The organism is Bacillus sp. BC05(2025) (assembly GCF_056725905.1).
In genome coordinates this window covers 1-15446 of record NZ_JBWYRA010000020.1, presented here as the reverse complement: position 1 = coordinate 15446, position 15446 = coordinate 1, and the positions used below count along the sequence as shown (strand labels likewise).

The 15446-nt window shown below is 36.9% G+C and carries 14 protein-coding genes and 2 riboswitches; of the genes, 3 read left to right on the top strand and 11 right to left on the bottom strand.

Annotated features, from left to right (window positions below):
- Positions 1–179: 179 nt before the first annotated feature.
- The 6 genes from ACZ76X_RS28635 to groES all read right to left on the bottom strand — a co-directional run bounded on the left by ACZ76X_RS28635 (position 180) and on the right by groES (position 8127).
- The gene (locus ACZ76X_RS28635; protein ID WP_479852431.1) at positions 180–1685 is read right to left on the bottom strand and encodes a sensor histidine kinase; all 1506 of its coding nucleotides are present in this window, start codon (positions 1683–1685) and stop codon (positions 180–182) included.
- Positions 1669–2370, bottom strand: coding sequence for a response regulator transcription factor (locus tag ACZ76X_RS28630; RefSeq protein ID WP_479852430.1), 702 nt, complete (start codon positions 2368–2370; stop codon positions 1669–1671). The genes ACZ76X_RS28635 and ACZ76X_RS28630 overlap by 17 nt, the downstream gene beginning before the upstream one ends.
- A 144-nt stretch (positions 2371–2514) precedes the next feature.
- The gene (locus ACZ76X_RS28625) at positions 2515–3840 is read right to left on the bottom strand and encodes an NCS2 family permease (RefSeq protein WP_000833097.1); all 1326 of its coding nucleotides are present in this window, start codon (positions 3838–3840) and stop codon (positions 2515–2517) included.
- A 128-nt stretch (positions 3841–3968) separates the two neighbouring features.
- Positions 3969–4070: riboswitch (purine riboswitch) on the bottom strand.
- A 154-nt stretch (positions 4071–4224) separates the two neighbouring features.
- A complete protein-coding gene (guaA, locus tag ACZ76X_RS28620; RefSeq protein ID WP_479852429.1) occupies positions 4225–5763 on the bottom strand; it encodes a glutamine-hydrolyzing GMP synthase in 1539 nt (512 codons plus the stop codon).
- A 165-nt stretch (positions 5764–5928) separates the two neighbouring features.
- A riboswitch (purine riboswitch) is annotated at positions 5929–6030 on the bottom strand.
- Positions 6031–6169: 139 nt separating this feature from the next.
- Positions 6170–7804 carry a chaperonin GroEL gene (gene groL / locus ACZ76X_RS28615; protein ID WP_479852428.1) on the bottom strand — a complete coding sequence of 545 codons (1635 nt, stop codon included), beginning with the start codon at positions 7802–7804 and terminating at the stop codon, positions 6170–6172.
- A 38-nt stretch (positions 7805–7842) separates the two neighbouring features.
- On the bottom strand, positions 7843–8127 hold the full coding sequence (groES, locus tag ACZ76X_RS28610; RefSeq protein ID WP_000917306.1) for a co-chaperone GroES: 285 nt from the start codon (positions 8125–8127) through the stop codon (positions 7843–7845).
- Between the two features lie 401 nt (positions 8128–8528).
- On the opposite strand from groES, the gene ACZ76X_RS28605 reads away from it, so the two are divergent.
- Positions 8529–9278 carry a CPBP family intramembrane glutamic endopeptidase gene (locus ACZ76X_RS28605; protein WP_479852427.1) on the top strand — a complete coding sequence of 250 codons (750 nt, stop codon included), beginning with the start codon at positions 8529–8531 and terminating at the stop codon, positions 9276–9278.
- Entirely contained in the window at positions 9275–9466 is a 192-nt protein-coding gene (locus ACZ76X_RS28600) for a YdiK family protein (protein WP_001246209.1), read from the top strand. The genes ACZ76X_RS28605 and ACZ76X_RS28600 overlap by 4 nt, the downstream gene beginning before the upstream one ends.
- 29 nt (positions 9467–9495) lie before the next feature.
- Here the strand turns inward: ACZ76X_RS28600 and ACZ76X_RS28595 are convergent, their stop codons facing one another.
- Positions 9496–10125, bottom strand: coding sequence for a redox-sensing transcriptional repressor Rex (locus ACZ76X_RS28595; RefSeq protein ID WP_048528493.1), 630 nt, complete (start codon positions 10123–10125; stop codon positions 9496–9498).
- Positions 10126–10312: 187 nt separating this feature from the next.
- Between ACZ76X_RS28595 and ACZ76X_RS28590 the strand changes: the two genes are divergently transcribed.
- On the top strand, positions 10313–12235 hold the full coding sequence (locus ACZ76X_RS28590; RefSeq protein ID WP_479852426.1) for an ABC-F family ATP-binding cassette domain-containing protein: 1923 nt from the start codon (positions 10313–10315) through the stop codon (positions 12233–12235).
- Positions 12236–12655: 420 nt separating this feature from the next.
- Here ACZ76X_RS28590 and tsaD read toward each other — a convergent pair whose 3' ends face one another.
- Genes tsaD through tsaE form a run of 4 tightly spaced genes read right to left on the bottom strand, consistent with a single transcriptional unit; the run spans position 12656 to position 15275 of the window.
- A complete protein-coding gene (gene tsaD, locus ACZ76X_RS28585) occupies positions 12656–13672 on the bottom strand; it encodes a tRNA (adenosine(37)-N6)-threonylcarbamoyltransferase complex transferase subunit TsaD (RefSeq protein ID WP_098670460.1) in 1017 nt (338 codons plus the stop codon).
- On the bottom strand, positions 13672–14115 hold the full coding sequence (gene rimI, locus ACZ76X_RS28580) for a ribosomal protein S18-alanine N-acetyltransferase (protein WP_000367197.1): 444 nt from the start codon (positions 14113–14115) through the stop codon (positions 13672–13674). Before rimI ends, tsaD begins: the two co-directional genes overlap by 1 nt.
- Positions 14116–14128: 13 nt before the next feature.
- Entirely contained in the window at positions 14129–14821 is a 693-nt protein-coding gene (tsaB, locus tag ACZ76X_RS28575) for a tRNA (adenosine(37)-N6)-threonylcarbamoyltransferase complex dimerization subunit type 1 TsaB (protein WP_001975528.1), read from the bottom strand.
- Complete coding sequence (tsaE, locus tag ACZ76X_RS28570; protein ID WP_479852425.1) at positions 14802–15275, bottom strand: tRNA (adenosine(37)-N6)-threonylcarbamoyltransferase complex ATPase subunit type 1 TsaE; 474 nt, start codon at positions 15273–15275, stop codon at positions 14802–14804. The genes tsaB and tsaE overlap by 20 nt, the downstream gene beginning before the upstream one ends.
- Positions 15276–15446 lie beyond the last annotated feature (171 nt).

Below are 15446 nucleotides of genomic sequence, written 5' to 3'. Positions count from 1 at the left end.
GTTAGTTAATGTCAACTAAGTTTTTTATTTCGTTTGCCGCTTTCGACGTTAATGTCATCGGCGACTTGTTCTATATTACACCTCTAACCTACAATCGTCAACATGTTTTTCTAAAAAAATATAAAAAGGCTTATTTTTTTAAAATAAGCCTTTTTATCATAGATCATTCTATTCATTTATTATTTTTCTATAATTGGTAACGAGACGATAAATTGAATAATACCATCCTCATATTCCGCTCGAATACTACCACCTTGCAACTCAACAATACTTTTCGCAATCGCTAATCCAAGTCCCGATCCTTCTGTTACCCTACTTCTAGATTGATCTTTCTTATAGAAGCGTTCAAACAAACTCCCTAACTCTTCTCTCGTGAACTCTTCACTATGATTCGCAATTACAATTTGTATATCCCGGCACTGCCTTTGAAGAGAAACTTTTATCTCTCCATCATCTTTACTATACTTAATTGCATTCATTAATAAATTATCAAATACACGGACCATCTTTTCTGAATCAACCGCTGCATAGGCACGTTCCTCAGGAAACTTCTTAACGAACGTAAGTCCATGCTCTTCTGCCTGCGGTACTAACTCTTCTATTAATTGCTCGAGTAACTCATTTATACATACTTCTTGTTTTTCTAATATAACTTGTTCATTTGTTAACTTCGTATACTCAAATAAATCTTCTATTAAATTCTTTAACTGCTCCGACTTCGCAAAAGCAATTCTCGTATACTCATCATGTTGTTCTTTATTTTCATATTTAGAATCTCGAAGTAATCGCAAGTAACCCATAATAGAAGTCAATGGTGTACGTAAATCGTGAGATACATTCGTAATAAGCTCGTTCTTTTGCTTCTCTAATTTACGTTCCTTTTCTATATTATTCATAAGCTCTTCTGCCATATTATTAATATTCTCAGTTAAAGACGCAATCTCATCTTCACCTTTCTTCTCAATACGGTACGCTAAATTACCTTTTTCTATTTCCTTTACACCTTGTGCCATCGCTTCAATTTGTTTCATCTTTCTCTTTGTTATATAGAAGAAAGAGAAAATGAATACGAGTACACCAATTAAAAATGGGAATGGGCCTTCTTGTGTATCATATATTACTTCACCTTCTGGAATCCCACTAACAAACATGTATAAATTCTTATCTTCTATTGTAATAGGCGCAAAGGCTATAAATTCTTTTCTCGTGCTTTCAAATTCTTTTCTACCATTCATATAATTAATCGCAAACGATGATGCATTACGAATTGTATTATGCAAATCAATTTGCTCTTCTTGCGCCTGCTTCGTTTTATATAAAACTTTACCGCTCTCGTCAGTAACTAATACTTTTAAAGCTCTAGAGTCTCGTTCTAAATTTTGATTCTCTATTTCAATCATACTTGATATAGCTTCTAATTTATTTTCATGAACTGAACTATTTGCCACACTTTGCGCTTCTTGGTTAATTTGTTCCATACCAGTCCGATAATCGATCGTCGCCTCTCGATTCGCATTTTCAAAAAACGGTGCTGCTGCCCTTGCTGACAAAAGACCTAATAACGCACAAGCAGTGAACGCAGTAATAAGTTGAATCCGCACACTCCGTTTCACACTCTTTACTAGCTTTCTGATTAACTCTCGAAATTTCCTAACGTAAGTAAATGGATTAAATATCTTTTTCAATCTTATACCCCACTCCCCATACTGTTTTTATATATATTGGCTTCCTTGGATTCTCTTCAATCTTTTCACGTACTTTTCGAATATGCACCATTACCGTATTATCCGACTGGAAAGATCTTTCGTTCCAAACTTTTTCATAAATTTGTTCCGCGCTAAAGACCATACCCGGATTACGAGCTAATAATTCTAGAATTGAAAATTCCCTTGGGGTCAGTTTCACTTCTTCTCCGTCCACAATAACTTTATGGGTCGAGATGTTTATTTTCATCTCTCCAATTTCTAGCTCGTCCTCATTTTGTATAGCGAAACCATTCATTTTCATATAACGGCGTAACTGAGATTTAATTCTTGCGATTAACTCTAACGGATTAAATGGTTTCGTTACATAATCATCTGCACCCGTTGTTAACCCTAAAATCTTATCCATATCTTGCGTTTTCGCAGAAAGCATAATAATTGGCATTTCTTTTTCTTCCCTTACTTTCATACACATATGAATGCCGTCTACTTTCGGCATCATAATATCTAATACGACTAGATGTACTTCATTTTCTTCTAGTAAACGTAATCCTTCTTCTCCGTCTCCTGCTTGCAGTACTTTATATCCTTCATTCTTTAAATAGATTGTAATAAGATTCCTAATTTCTTTTTCATCATCTACGACAAGTATTGTTTCGTGCGCCACAATATCTCCCCCATCACTTTTTTAATCCCTAACTTCTATTATAGGAAAACTTCTGAAGAAAAACGCTCGGAAATCCTTAAGATTTTCTGAAGACGCAAAAAAGGTCTAGACTCCCCTTAAGTCTAGACCTTTCAAAAACCCCTTTTATTTACGAACGTAGATGAAATATAGTACGAATAAAACTCCCATAACATACATAATTGGATGAATCTCTTTACGACGACCGCTTACTACCATTGTAATTGGATAGAAGATAAAACCGATTGCAATCCCTGTCGCAATACTATACGTAAGTGGCATTGAAATGATTGTAAAGAATGCTGGTACTGCAATCTCGAATTTCTTCCAATCAATTTCACCTAAAGATGAAACCATTAAGATTCCTACAATAATTAAAGCTGGTGCTGTTACAGCTGGTGTTACAACACTTAATAACGGCGAGAAGAATAGTGCCAATAAGAAGAACCCTGCTGTTACAACTGCTGTAAATCCAGAACGTCCACCCGCTGCTACCCCAGCAGAAGATTCAATGTAAGACGTTGTTGTTGATGTACCTAAGATTGCACCGATTACAGTTGCAATCGCATCTGCGAATAACGCTTTTCCTGCACGTGGTAATTTATTATTCTTCATTAATCCCGCTTGATTCGCAACCGCTACAAGTGTACCTGCTGTATCAAAGAAATCGATGAAGAAGAACGTAATAATAACAATCACCATTTGAACAGTGAAAATATCTCCGAAGTGCGTTAACGCTACACCGAACGTTGGTTCTAGACTCGGTATTGCTCCCACTACAGCTTTTGGCGTATCGATCAATCCTGTTGCCACTCCTAAGATCGCTGTAAGAATCATACCGTAGAATACTGCACCATTAACTTTCTTAATCATGAAGATGATTGTCGTAACAACTCCGAAGATTGCTAGTAACGTTGTGCCCTTTGTTAAATCCCCCAATCCAACAAGAACAGCATCATTTTTCACGATAATTCCGGCATTTTGGAATCCAAGGAAAGCAATAAACAATCCGATACCTGCCGCTACTGCAAACTTTAACTCTGACGGAATTGCATTAATAATTTTTTCACGAATACCTGAAGCAGTAAGAATAATAAAGATAATACCTGACATTAACGTTCCAGCAATTGCTGTTTGCCAAGGAATACCCATCGTTAACACTGCTGTATAAGCAAAGAATGCGTTAATTCCCATACCCGGTGCCAAAGCAATCGGATACTTCGCGAAAATCCCCATAATTAACGAACCAATCGCCGCTGCTAATGCTGTAGCAACGAATACTGCACCTGGATCCATTCCTGTACCTGCCGGTAACCCTTTAACATTTCCAAGTGACAGCGTAGCAGGATTGACAAATAGTACGTAAGCCATAGATAAAAATGTCGTTAAACCTGCTATGAACTCTGTTTTATAATTCGTGCCGAGTTCATCAAACTGAAAATAGCGCTTCATCTTACGTTTCCCCCGTTATATGATTACTCGCCGTAATCTCCCTAGCCCTCTTTTATCTATTAAAAATAAAAAAGGCTTCCATTGCATATACATGGAAGCGTTCTATGAATAAAGATAAGATTCCCCTCACCTTTATAAAAACGCCTCGTAGTCAAGCCATTTACGGTAGCTAGGTAGAAACTTTCGGGCCATATCCCCGATATTATACGACGGCATAATATTCACTTTTCGTTTGAATTACATACTCATATTAACTCGACGAAATAGTTTTGTCAATTTAAAAACGAACATTTTTAAAAAATTTTATATTTTCGTTCGTGTTAATAACAAAAATACAAAAGATCCATCTATGCATATGCAATAGATGGATCTTTTATTACAATACTATTCCCACTCAATAGTTGCTGGTGGCTTACTCGTTACATCATACACGATACGGTTAACGTGTTTTACTTCGTTTACGATACGTACAGAGATTTTCTCTAATACATCCCAAGGGATACGTGCCCAGTCAGCTGTCATACCGTCGATAGATGTTACTGCGCGGATACCTACTGTGTAATCGTAAGTACGCTCGTCACCCATAACACCTACGCTACGCATACCAGGAAGCGCAGTGAAGTATTGCCAGATTTCGCGGTCTAAGCCCGCTTTAATAATTTCTTCACGTAAAATCGCATCAGATTCACGGACGATTTCTAATTTCTCTTCTGTGATTTCACCTAATACACGAATACCAAGACCCGGTCCTGGGAATGGTTGACGCCATACGATTTCATCAGGAATTCCTAGTTCAGATCCTAATACACGTACTTCATCTTTAAATAAAGTGTTTAAAGGCTCAATTAATTTGAACTGCATGTCTTCTGGAAGTCCACCAACGTTATGGTGAGATTTAATTGTTTGTGCAGTTGCTGTACCACTTTCAACGATATCTGTGTAAAGTGTACCTTGCGCTAGGAAGTCCATTCCTTTTAGCTTAGAAGCTTCATCATCAAATACGTAAATGAATTCGTTACCGATGATTTTACGTTTTTGTTCTGGATCTTCTACGCCTTTTAACTTGTCCATGAAGCGGTCTTTTGCATCCACTTTAATAACGTTCATGTGGAAACCTTCGCTAAATGTTTTCATAACGCCTTCTGCTTCGCCTTTACGAAGTAAACCGTGGTCAACGAAAATACATGTTAACTGGTCGCCGATTGCTTTATGAATTAATACTGCTACAACAGAAGAGTCTACACCGCCGCTAAGTGCGCATAGTACTTTTTTGTCTCCAACAGTTTCACGGATTTTCTCTAATTCTACTTCGATAAAGTTCTCCATGTTCCATCCTTCAGAACAACCACATACGCCGAATACGAAGTTTTTAATTAAATCGTTACCGTGCTCAGAGTGACGTACTTCTGGGTGGAATTGTACACCGTATAAGTTTTTGTCTTCATTGCTCATACCAGCAATTGGACAAGACTCACTTGTTGCATCTACTACGAATCCTTCAGGTAAACCAGTTACTAAGTCGCCATGGCTCATCCATACAACTTGCTCTTCTGGAAGGTTCGCATATAATTTTGATTCGTTCTCTACTTTAAGAACAGCTTTTCCATACTCACGGTGGTTTGCACGTTCTACTTTCCCACCGAAGTGTTGTGTCATAAGCTGCATACCGTAACAAATACCGAAGATCGGTAATCCTAGTTCAAAGATTTTTTCATCACAATGTAATGCGCCTTCACCGTATACGCTATTTGGTCCACCAGAGAAGATAATTCCTTTTGGATTCATTGCTTTAATTTCTTCCGCAGTAATTGTATGTGGATGAAGTTCACTGTATACACCGAACTCACGAATTCGACGTGCTATTAACTGATTGTACTGACTCCCAAAATCTAAAACGATAATTGTATCGTGTTGCTTCTTCAAAATAATCACCCCAACGTTAGTTCTCGTATATAAATATTTTCACCAATTTGGCGAAAAGCATTACCAATATAATAAAAAAAGCCAGTCCTCCGCCTCTAGTCTCATAACAAAGAAAAGGCAGGGGTCTGGCTTTATAAAGAAAGATAGTCTTCCGCTCTTTATAAATATAAGACACACTGCCTTCATAGTCAGGTTGTTTACGGTAACCCGGTAGAGACTCTCAAACCTTATCTTTGAGGATATATGAAGGATCGTTTTATATTATCTTCCTAGATTCTAACAATGAAGTATCTATATGGTCAAGAGAGAAAGCGACAAAATTCTACAGAAATTAAATTCTTCCTCTCAAAAACACAAAAAAACATCCACTTCTATATAGAAGTGGATGTTTTTCGAGCAAACGGAATTACATCATTCCGCCCATACCGCCCATGCCCATGCCGCCCATGTCAGGCATTGCTGGTGCATTTGGTTCTGGTTTGTCAGCTACTACAGCTTCAGTTGTTAAGAACATAGCTGCAACAGATGCTGCGTTTTGAAGTGCAGAGCGAGTTACTTTAGCTGGATCTACGATACCAGTTTCAAGCATGTTAACCCACTCGCCAGTTGCTGCGTTGAAACCAACGCCTACTTTTTCGCCTTTTAGACGCTCTACAACTACAGATCCTTCTAAACCAGCGTTGATTGCGATTTGACGAACTGGCTCTTCTAATGCGCGAAGTACGATGTTGATACCTGTTGCTTCGTCGCCTTCAGCTACGATAGAAGCTACTTTTGTGTATACGTTCATAAGTGAAGTACCACCACCTGCAACGATACCTTCTTCTACTGCTGCACGAGTTGAGTTAAGTGCATCTTCAATGCGAAGTTTGCGCTCTTTTAACTCAGTTTCAGTTGCTGCACCTACTTTAATTACTGCTACGCCACCTGCAAGTTTTGCAAGACGCTCTTGTAATTTTTCACGATCGAATTCAGAAGTTGTTTCTTCTAATTGCGCACGAATTTGACCAATGCGAGCTTCGATTTGTTCTGTGCTTCCTACACCTTCAACTACAGTTGTGTTTTCTTTCGTTACAACAACTTTACCAGCGCGTCCTAAAGATTCAATTGTAGCCGATTTTAAGTCACGACCTAATTCTTCAGTGATTACTTCGCCACCAGTTAAGATTGCGATATCTTCTAACATTGCTTTACGACGGTCACCAAATCCAGGAGCTTTAACAGCTACTACATTGAATGTACCACGAAGTTTGTTCACTACTAATGTAGCTAACGCTTCGCCTTCTACATCTTCAGCAATGATAAGAAGCGGTTTACCTTGTTGTACTACTTGCTCTAATACTGGCAAGATTTCTTGAATGTTAGAAATCTTTTTGTCAGTGATTAAGATGTATGGGTTATCAAGAACTGCTTCCATTTTGTCAGAATCAGTAATCATGTAAGGGGATGCATATCCACGATCAAATTGCATACCTTCTACTACGTCTAATTCTGTTGTGAAACCTTTAGATTCTTCTAAAGTAATAACGCCGTCGTTACCAACGCGCTCCATTGCTTCAGCGATTAATTGACCTACTTCTTCGTCAGCCGCAGAGATAGCAGCTACTTGTGCGATAGAAGATTTACCTTCGATTGGTTTAGAAATCGTTTTTAATTCTTCAATTGCAGCAGTAACAGCTTTTTCGATACCTTTACGAAGACCCATTGGGTTCGCACCAGCTGTTACGTTTTTAAGACCTTCACGAATCATAGCTTGTGCTAATACAGTTGCAGTTGTTGTTCCGTCACCAGCTACATCGTTTGTTTTGCTAGCAACTTCTGCTACTAATTTTGCACCCATGTTTTCGAATGCATCTTCTAATTCAATTTCTTTTGCAATTGTTACACCGTCATTTGTAATAAGTGGTGAACCGAATTTTTTCTCAAGAACAACGTTACGACCTTTTGGTCCAAGTGTTACTTTTACTGCATTTGCAAGAGTGTCGACACCGCGAAGCATCGAACGACGTGCTTCTTCACTAAATTTAATATCTTTTGCCATAATAATTGACCCCCTTGGATTTTTTAAGATTTATATAATTAACCGATAACTGCTAAAATGTCACTTTCACGTAAAATCAAGTAGTCTGTACCTTCGTATTTCACTTCAGTACCTGCATATTTTGAGAAGATGATAAGATCACCTGCTGCTACCTCTAAAGCAACACGCTCACCATTTTCAAGCACTCGACCAGTACCTACTGCAATAACTTTACCCTCTTGTGGTTTTTCTTTTGCTGTGTCTGGTAATACAATACCACTTGCTGTTTTTTCTTCCGCTTGAACAAGCTCAATTACAACGCGATCACCTAATGGCTTTAGCATGAACAATAACCTCCTCATTTTGTTATGTAAATTTTATTTATTAGCACTCAGGTCACCCGAGTGCTAACACACTTATAATAATAAATAATCTCAATTTCTTTTGCAAGTAAAAAAATCATAATTTTTTCGCAAATTAAGTTATACACTTTTCTATATAGATTCTCTCTTCTTCTACCTTTACTATATGAATCGTTGTTTCCACTACTCGTATGTTACAATATGAAAGGACACCCTAAGTTGTTTTCGCTACACACACAACTTTCTCCTGTCTTCTATTATAATTTCAAATAAGGATTTACGAAAAAAACATAATTTATGTAAGGTTTATATCGTAGGTAGCATATGTACATGTTATCCTACCTTATTTCATACACTAGAGTTAGAAAGGATGGTTAAACCATTTGAAAAAACAATATTGGTGGGTTATCGTTACATACATTTTAATGCAGTTATCATCCATAGCTGGATTACCGCTTCTCCTGAAAACTGGACTTTATGATAACAGAGGATTTACTAGGGAGGAGAAATTCCAACTCATAACTGGCCACTGGGCAATCATTAGCTTCTTTATTGCATTATGTATCGTGCTTTGGTTACTTAGAACAGATATTCGTGATAGACATTTAGATAAAACGCGGTCTACTGTTCCAGCTACAATTGGATGGATTTTTATCGGATTCTTCTTAGCATTTTTCTCACAAAGTATTGCTGGTATGATTGAAATGTATGTATTAGGTATTAAACCTGGATCTGAAAACACAGCGAGGCTTATGGATATCGCAAGAACTACTCCTTGGTTCCTAATTGTTATATCTATAATCGGACCTATTTTAGAAGAAATCGTGTTTAGAAAAATTTTATTTGGTACACTTTATAAGAAGTTTAACTTCTTTATTGCTGCTATCATTAGTTCTCTCGTATTCGCAGCAATTCATTTTGATTTCACTCATTTATTGGTATACACTGCTATGGGGCTCGTATTCGCCTTCTTATATGTAAAGACGAAGCGTATTATCGTTCCAATTGCGGCCCATGTTGCAATGAATACATTAGTTGCAATTGCTCAAGTGTTAGTGAGTAGCGAACACATTCAAGAAATGATTAAAGAAGCTGAAAAAATGCAAGGCTTTATCGGAGGATTTTTAGTATGAGAAACTCACCATTGTTCATGGCTGTATTGTACTTCCTTCTAGGATGTATCTTTACACACCTCGCCATTAGGAACGTAACAGATACAATCTGGAATATGTGGACAATACTATTTGCAGTTATGGCAACAATTGATTTTAATTTGGCACTTCGCCTTATCTTAGTTAAATTCACAAAGAAAAAACAATAATAAAACGCAGAGGTCGCTTCCTCTGCGTTTTATTGTGGATAATTCTTTAAAAAGTAAACAAGTGTTTGTAACTCTACTGCTAAATCAATATGATGAATTCTTATATTGTCTGATACATTTAAGCGTGCTGGCGTGAAGTTTAAAATACCATGCACACTCGTTTCAGCTAATCTATCTGCTACAGATTGTGCTACTGTAGCCGGTACTGTTAATATTGCCACTTGTATATCATTTGATAATCTTTCTTCTAATTCATCTAAGTGATATACAGGAATGCCCCCGATTTCTGTTCCTACTTTCTCTTCACTAACGTCAAACGCCATTTCAATTTTTGTATTATTGTTTTTCGTGAAATTATAATGTAAGAAAGCGGTCCCTAAATTACCTACTCCAATAAGCGCTACACGTGTTATATCATCTTGGTCGAGTGTTTCACGGAAAAATGATAATAAATAATTTACGTTATATCCATATCCTTTTTTCCCTAACGCTCCAAAGTATGAGAAATCTCTTCGAATCGTTGCGGAGTCAACCTTTACCGCTTCACTTAATTCGGCTGATGAAACACGTTGCTTACCAGATAGAGATAAGTTTTGGATAAATCGATAGTATAGAGGCAATCTCTTAGCAGTGGCTTGTGGAATTTTCTGCTGCTCCATATAACCTCTCCTCTCTTCCTATCTTTATTCATATGCTTTAATCAAATACAGAAGTTTAGCACTTATTAAATTCCTTGTATAATAGAAAGAAGAAGTATTCTCTCTGTATTTTAAACTATACACTATTTTTAGTATGATTGAGAAATATAAACATGGCAAAGTTAAGAAATTATTTGAGGTGAAAACATTGATTTTATTACAAGTAAACGCGCTTTCGAAATTATACGGTGCAGAAACGATTCTTGCAAACATAAAATTGGAAGTTCAAACGAAAGATCGTATCGCATTAGTCGGACGAAATGGCGCCGGAAAATCTACATTATTAAAAATAATAGCTGGTGAGCTATCTCATGATGGTGGCGAAATTATAAAACCGAAAGATGTCTCAATCGGATACTTAGCTCAAAATACCGGTTTAGAAACGTCTTTAACAATTTGGGATGAAATGTTAACCGTCTTTACACACTTACAGCAAATGGAGACAAAACTTCGAAGGCTGGAGCAAGAGATGGGACAAGAAGTAAACTTTTCAAATGAGGCTACATATGAAAGATTATTAGCTGATTATGACCAATTACAATTAGATTATAAAGATCAAGGTGGCTATCAGTACGAAGCAGATATCCGCTCGATTTTAAGTGGTCTTGGCTTCCCGGTTGAAACGCACCAGACGACAATTTCTACATTAAGCGGTGGACAAAAAACACGATTAGCTCTCGGTAAGTTATTATTAACGAAACCAGACCTACTTATTTTGGACGAGCCTACAAACCATTTAGACATCGAAACATTAACATGGCTTGAACAATATTTACAAGGCTATCCTGGCGCAATACTAATCGTTTCCCATGACCGTTATTTCTTAGACAAACTCGTTACACAAGTATATGAAATTTCGAATAAAGAAAGCAGACGATTTGTTGGTAACTACAGTAAATATTTAGATTTAAAATCAGCACTATACGAGCAAGAAATGAAGCGTTATGAAAAACAACAAGATGAAATCGCTAAGCTTGAGGACTTCGTTCAAAAAAATATAGCTCGTGCATCTACGACAAAACGCGCTCAAAGCCGTCGTAAACAATTAGACCGTATGGAATTATTAACAAGACCATTAGGTGATTCTAAGTCAGCTTCCTTCCACTTCGATATCGAAAAACAAAGTGGAAATGATGTTTTACAAGTAACGGATGCGACTATCGGCTATGATGAGGATCCGATTATTGAACATGTAACAATGCGCTTAACTCGCGGGGATAGTGTTGCTTTAGTTGGCCCAAACGGAATTGGAAAATCCACATTATTAAAATCCATTGTGAATAAGTTACCACTATTACGTGGTGATGTTTCTTTCGGATCCAATGTATCTGTTGGGTATTATGATCAAGAACAAGCTAACTTAACATCTTCTAAGCGAGTTTTAAATGAATTATGGGATGAATATCCATTACAACCTGAAAAAGAAATTCGCACAATATTAGGCAACTTCTTATTCACAGGAGACGATGTACTAAAACCAGTATCCTCTCTTAGTGGTGGACAAAAGGCTCGGTTAGCTCTTGCAAAACTTATGATGCAAAAATCGAATTTATTAATTCTCGATGAGCCTACAAACCATCTTGATTTAAATAGTAAAGAAATCTTGGAGAATGCCTTAATTGATTATCCAGGTACCCTTCTGTTTGTCTCACATGACCGTTACTTTATTAATCGTGTAACGACAACTGTTGTTGAGCTATCAACAGAAGGTGCACAAGAATATTTAGGGGATTACGATTACTACGTCGAAAAGAAAAATGAGATGATTGAACGTGCGGAATTAGAGCAAGAAGATGAAGCACCCGTTCAAAAGACAGTTGCACAAGAAAAATTAAATTATCTCGAAGAAAAAGAGCGCAAAAAGTTGGAGCGTCAACGCACTCGAAAAATTGAGGAACTAGAACAAAACATTATACAATTTGAAGAAGAAATTGCTACGTTAGAAGATCAACTTTGCTTACCAGAAATATATGCAGATTACGAAAAAGCTAGTGAAATTACAACGAGAAAACAAACATTACAAGAGCAACTTGATGCTTGTATGGCAGAATGGGAAGAATTGCATTTATAAAAGTAGTAATAAGAAGGATGTCTCATCAATCGGTATTATTGACGATGGGGCATCCTTTTTATCTTCTAGTCCAGTTCAACGTCTATTGCATAAAAGATTCGACACAACACACCGATTTACCGACAAGGTTTGACAATATTAGCGTTCCCTATAATAAAAGCATATTTCAAAATGTTTTTTAAAGATATCTTCTTGTTTTTTATTTCCCGAAAAAGAATACATTCAAAGGTCAGACTTCATCCGATTTATCCACAAGTTTATACACATATCCACCTTTATAAAATAAACATCCAAATAACTTTTTCCACATTATCCACAATTAATAAAAAAGTTATACACATTTTATATACACAATAAAACCCATATTATCAACAGATAATATGGGTTTTATCCACAAGCTGTGGTTAATTTTGTGTATAACTATGCTTCAATATCTAATCCTGGATTTGCATTTAAAGCTAATGTAGCTCGTTTTCCTTGTTCATATGCAATTGTACCTGCCGCTGCAATCATTGCTGCATTATCTGTGCATAAAGATAGAGGAGGAATAATTAGCTCCACATTTTCTTTTTGGGCAAATTCTGTTTCTAAGCGCGCACGAAGTCCTTTATTCGCAGCCACTCCACCAGCAAGAAGCACTTGCTTTACGTTATAAGCATCCGCTGCACGAGACGCTTTCGTTACTAGTACGTCAATTACACTCTCTTGGAAACTTGCTGCTAAATCTTCCGGTGCAATTTCTATTCCACGTTGTTTTGCGTTATGCACAGTGTTGATAACTGCTGATTTCAATCCACTGAAACTGAAATCATACGAGTCCGGTTCTAGCCATGCACGAGGTAAATCGATTGTCGGTTCTCCTTCATGTGCAAGACGATCGATATGAGGACCACCTGGATATGGCATAGATAACGTACGAGCTACTTTATCATATGCCTCTCCTGCTGCATCATCTCTCGTTTCCCCAATTACTTCAAATGAACCATGTTCTTTCATATAAACAAGCTCTGTATGTCCACCAGATACAACAAGTGATAACAGTGGGAATTGAACTTCTTTTACTAAACGGTTCGCATAAATATGGCCAGCGATATGATGAACACCAACTAGAGGGATATCATGTGCAAACGCCACTGCTTTCGCTGCGTTTACTCCTATTAGAAGCGCTCCTACTAAACCAGGCCCTTCTGTTACAGCAATTGCATCAATATCATCAAATGTGATATTTGCTTCTTTTAAGGCCTCTTCTAACACAACTGTAATTTCTTCTACATGATGACGAGATGCAATCTCTGGTACAACTCCGCCAAAACGTTTATGACTTTCAATTTGTGATGCAACGACGTTCGCAATAATTTCCGTTCCATTTTTAACAACTGCTACTGCGGTTTCATCACAACTTGTTTCAATACCAAGTATAATCGTATTTTTTTCCATTATATATTCACCCACATTACGAGACCATCTTCCTGATTGTCTGCATAGTATCGTTTACGAATTCCACCATTTTGAAATCCGTATTTTCTGTATAACTGTTTTGCTACTTCATTTGATACACGTACTTCAAGTGTCATCGTTTTTACTCCTAGAGTTTTCGCTTCGGAAATAACTTCTTTCAATAAAGCATCTCCTAGCTTTTGACCTCTATATTCTGGCAAAATAGCTATATTTGTTATATGTGATTCATCAATAATTATCCACAATCCACAATACCCAATTACACGGCCATCTTTTTCTAGCACAACATAATGTGCATGTTCATTCATCGTTAACTCACGGTGAAAGGCATCTGCAGTCCAAGGAGTTGAAAAAGATGCTTCTTCAATAGCTACAATTTGAGCGATATCATCGAGTTCCATCTTTCTAAATATCATATCCATCCTCTGCAAACTCCTACTTGTTTTGACTTTCTAACCACTTTGTTTCAGCTTCAGCTAAACGAAGATAACTAGGCACAAACGAATGTACATCTTGTTCTTCCTTTTGTAATCCTAAGAACGCTAACTCACTTGGTCTTGGGTTATTTTTAGTGAAAGGAGCAAATACAGCTTGATCGCCTAAATGTTCGATAATTGTTTCTTTGTGCAATTTCACATCGTTACCAATAAATAAAACAGGCTTTCCTTTATCTTTTAACATTTGCAACCAGTCTACAATAAGGATGATTCGGTCTTCTTCTATAGAAGTTAAATCCTCTCCTTCATATGTATATAAGCCAGTGTAAATTTGTCCACGTCTTCCATCAAATAAAGGACAGATTAATCCATCAAAATTAGCTCCATTTGCAGCTACTACTTCTAAACTTGATACGCCTACAATTGGTATTTGAAGTGACCAAGCCAATGTTTTGGCAGCTGTCACACCTATACGAACACCTGTATATGATCCAGGTCCCGCAGCTACAACAATTTTAGTTAATTCTTTCGGTTTTACACCGCACTCTTTCAACAGTTGTTCTACAGCTGGCATAAGACGTACAGAATGGTTTTTTGTTAAATTTGTAATGATTTCTCCAATTACGTTTCCTTCTTCAATAAGGGATACACCCATTACGTAATTCGAAGTATCAATTGCTAGTACTTTCATCTTGTAATAGCTCCTCACATAATCTAATATAGCGATCTCCAATTGGCTCGAGTACAATTTTCCTTGTATCGTCTCCAGCATGGAATAAACTAATTTGTAACTTTTCATTTGGTAAATATGCTTCTATTAAATGAGCCCATTCTACTACCGTAATTCCTTCACCGTAGAAATACTCATCAAATCCTAAGTCCTCTTCACTTTCTGCCAAGCGATACACGTCCATATGATATAGCGGTAATCTTCCTTTATATTCTTTAATAATATTAAAGGTAGGACTATTTACAACTCTTTTCACCCCAAGACCCTTTGCTAATCCTTTTGTAAAAGTTGTCTTACCAGCCCCTAGATCCCCTTCTAAAATAATTACATCTTGCGCCTGGACAAGTTCACCTAGTTTTTCTGATAATCTTTGTGTTTCCTCAGATGATTTTGTTGTTATTTCATATTTACTCACAGACTTCACCTACTTTACTCACAATGTTCTCTGCTCTTTATTATACAGGTTTTGAATATATAAAAAAGTCCTTAGGAGTTTTCCTAAGGATAGTTTGACTGTCTTTATTAGTTTTTTGTTAAAACAAATAAAAAAATACGAAACAACATGTTTCGTTCTTTTCTTTATATA

What these genes read in the sequence shown, in the direction of transcription:
- rimI (WP_000367197.1), bottom strand. Translation starts at nt 14,115, where the DNA reads ATGGATATGATATTTAGAAAGATGGAACTCGATGATATCGCTCAAATT.
- ACZ76X_RS28595 (WP_048528493.1), bottom strand. Translation starts at nt 10,125, where the DNA reads ATGGAGCAGCAGAAAATTCCACAAGCCACTGCTAAGAGATTGCCTCTA.
- groES (WP_000917306.1), bottom strand. Translation starts at nt 8,127, where the DNA reads ATGCTAAAGCCATTAGGTGATCGCGTTGTAATTGAGCTTGTTCAAGCG.
- groL (WP_479852428.1), bottom strand. Translation starts at nt 7,804, where the DNA reads ATGGCAAAAGATATTAAATTTAGTGAAGAAGCACGTCGTTCGATGCTT.
- tsaB (WP_001975528.1), bottom strand. Translation starts at nt 14,821, where the DNA reads ATGAAAGTACTAGCAATTGATACTTCGAATTACGTAATGGGTGTATCC.
- tsaD (WP_098670460.1), bottom strand. Translation starts at nt 13,672, where the DNA reads ATGGAAAAAAATACGATTATACTTGGTATTGAAACAAGTTGTGATGAA.
- ACZ76X_RS28600 (WP_001246209.1), top strand. Translation starts at nt 9,275, where the DNA reads ATGAGAAACTCACCATTGTTCATGGCTGTATTGTACTTCCTTCTAGGA.
- ACZ76X_RS28625 (WP_000833097.1), bottom strand. Translation starts at nt 3,840, where the DNA reads ATGAAGCGCTATTTTCAGTTTGATGAACTCGGCACGAATTATAAAACA.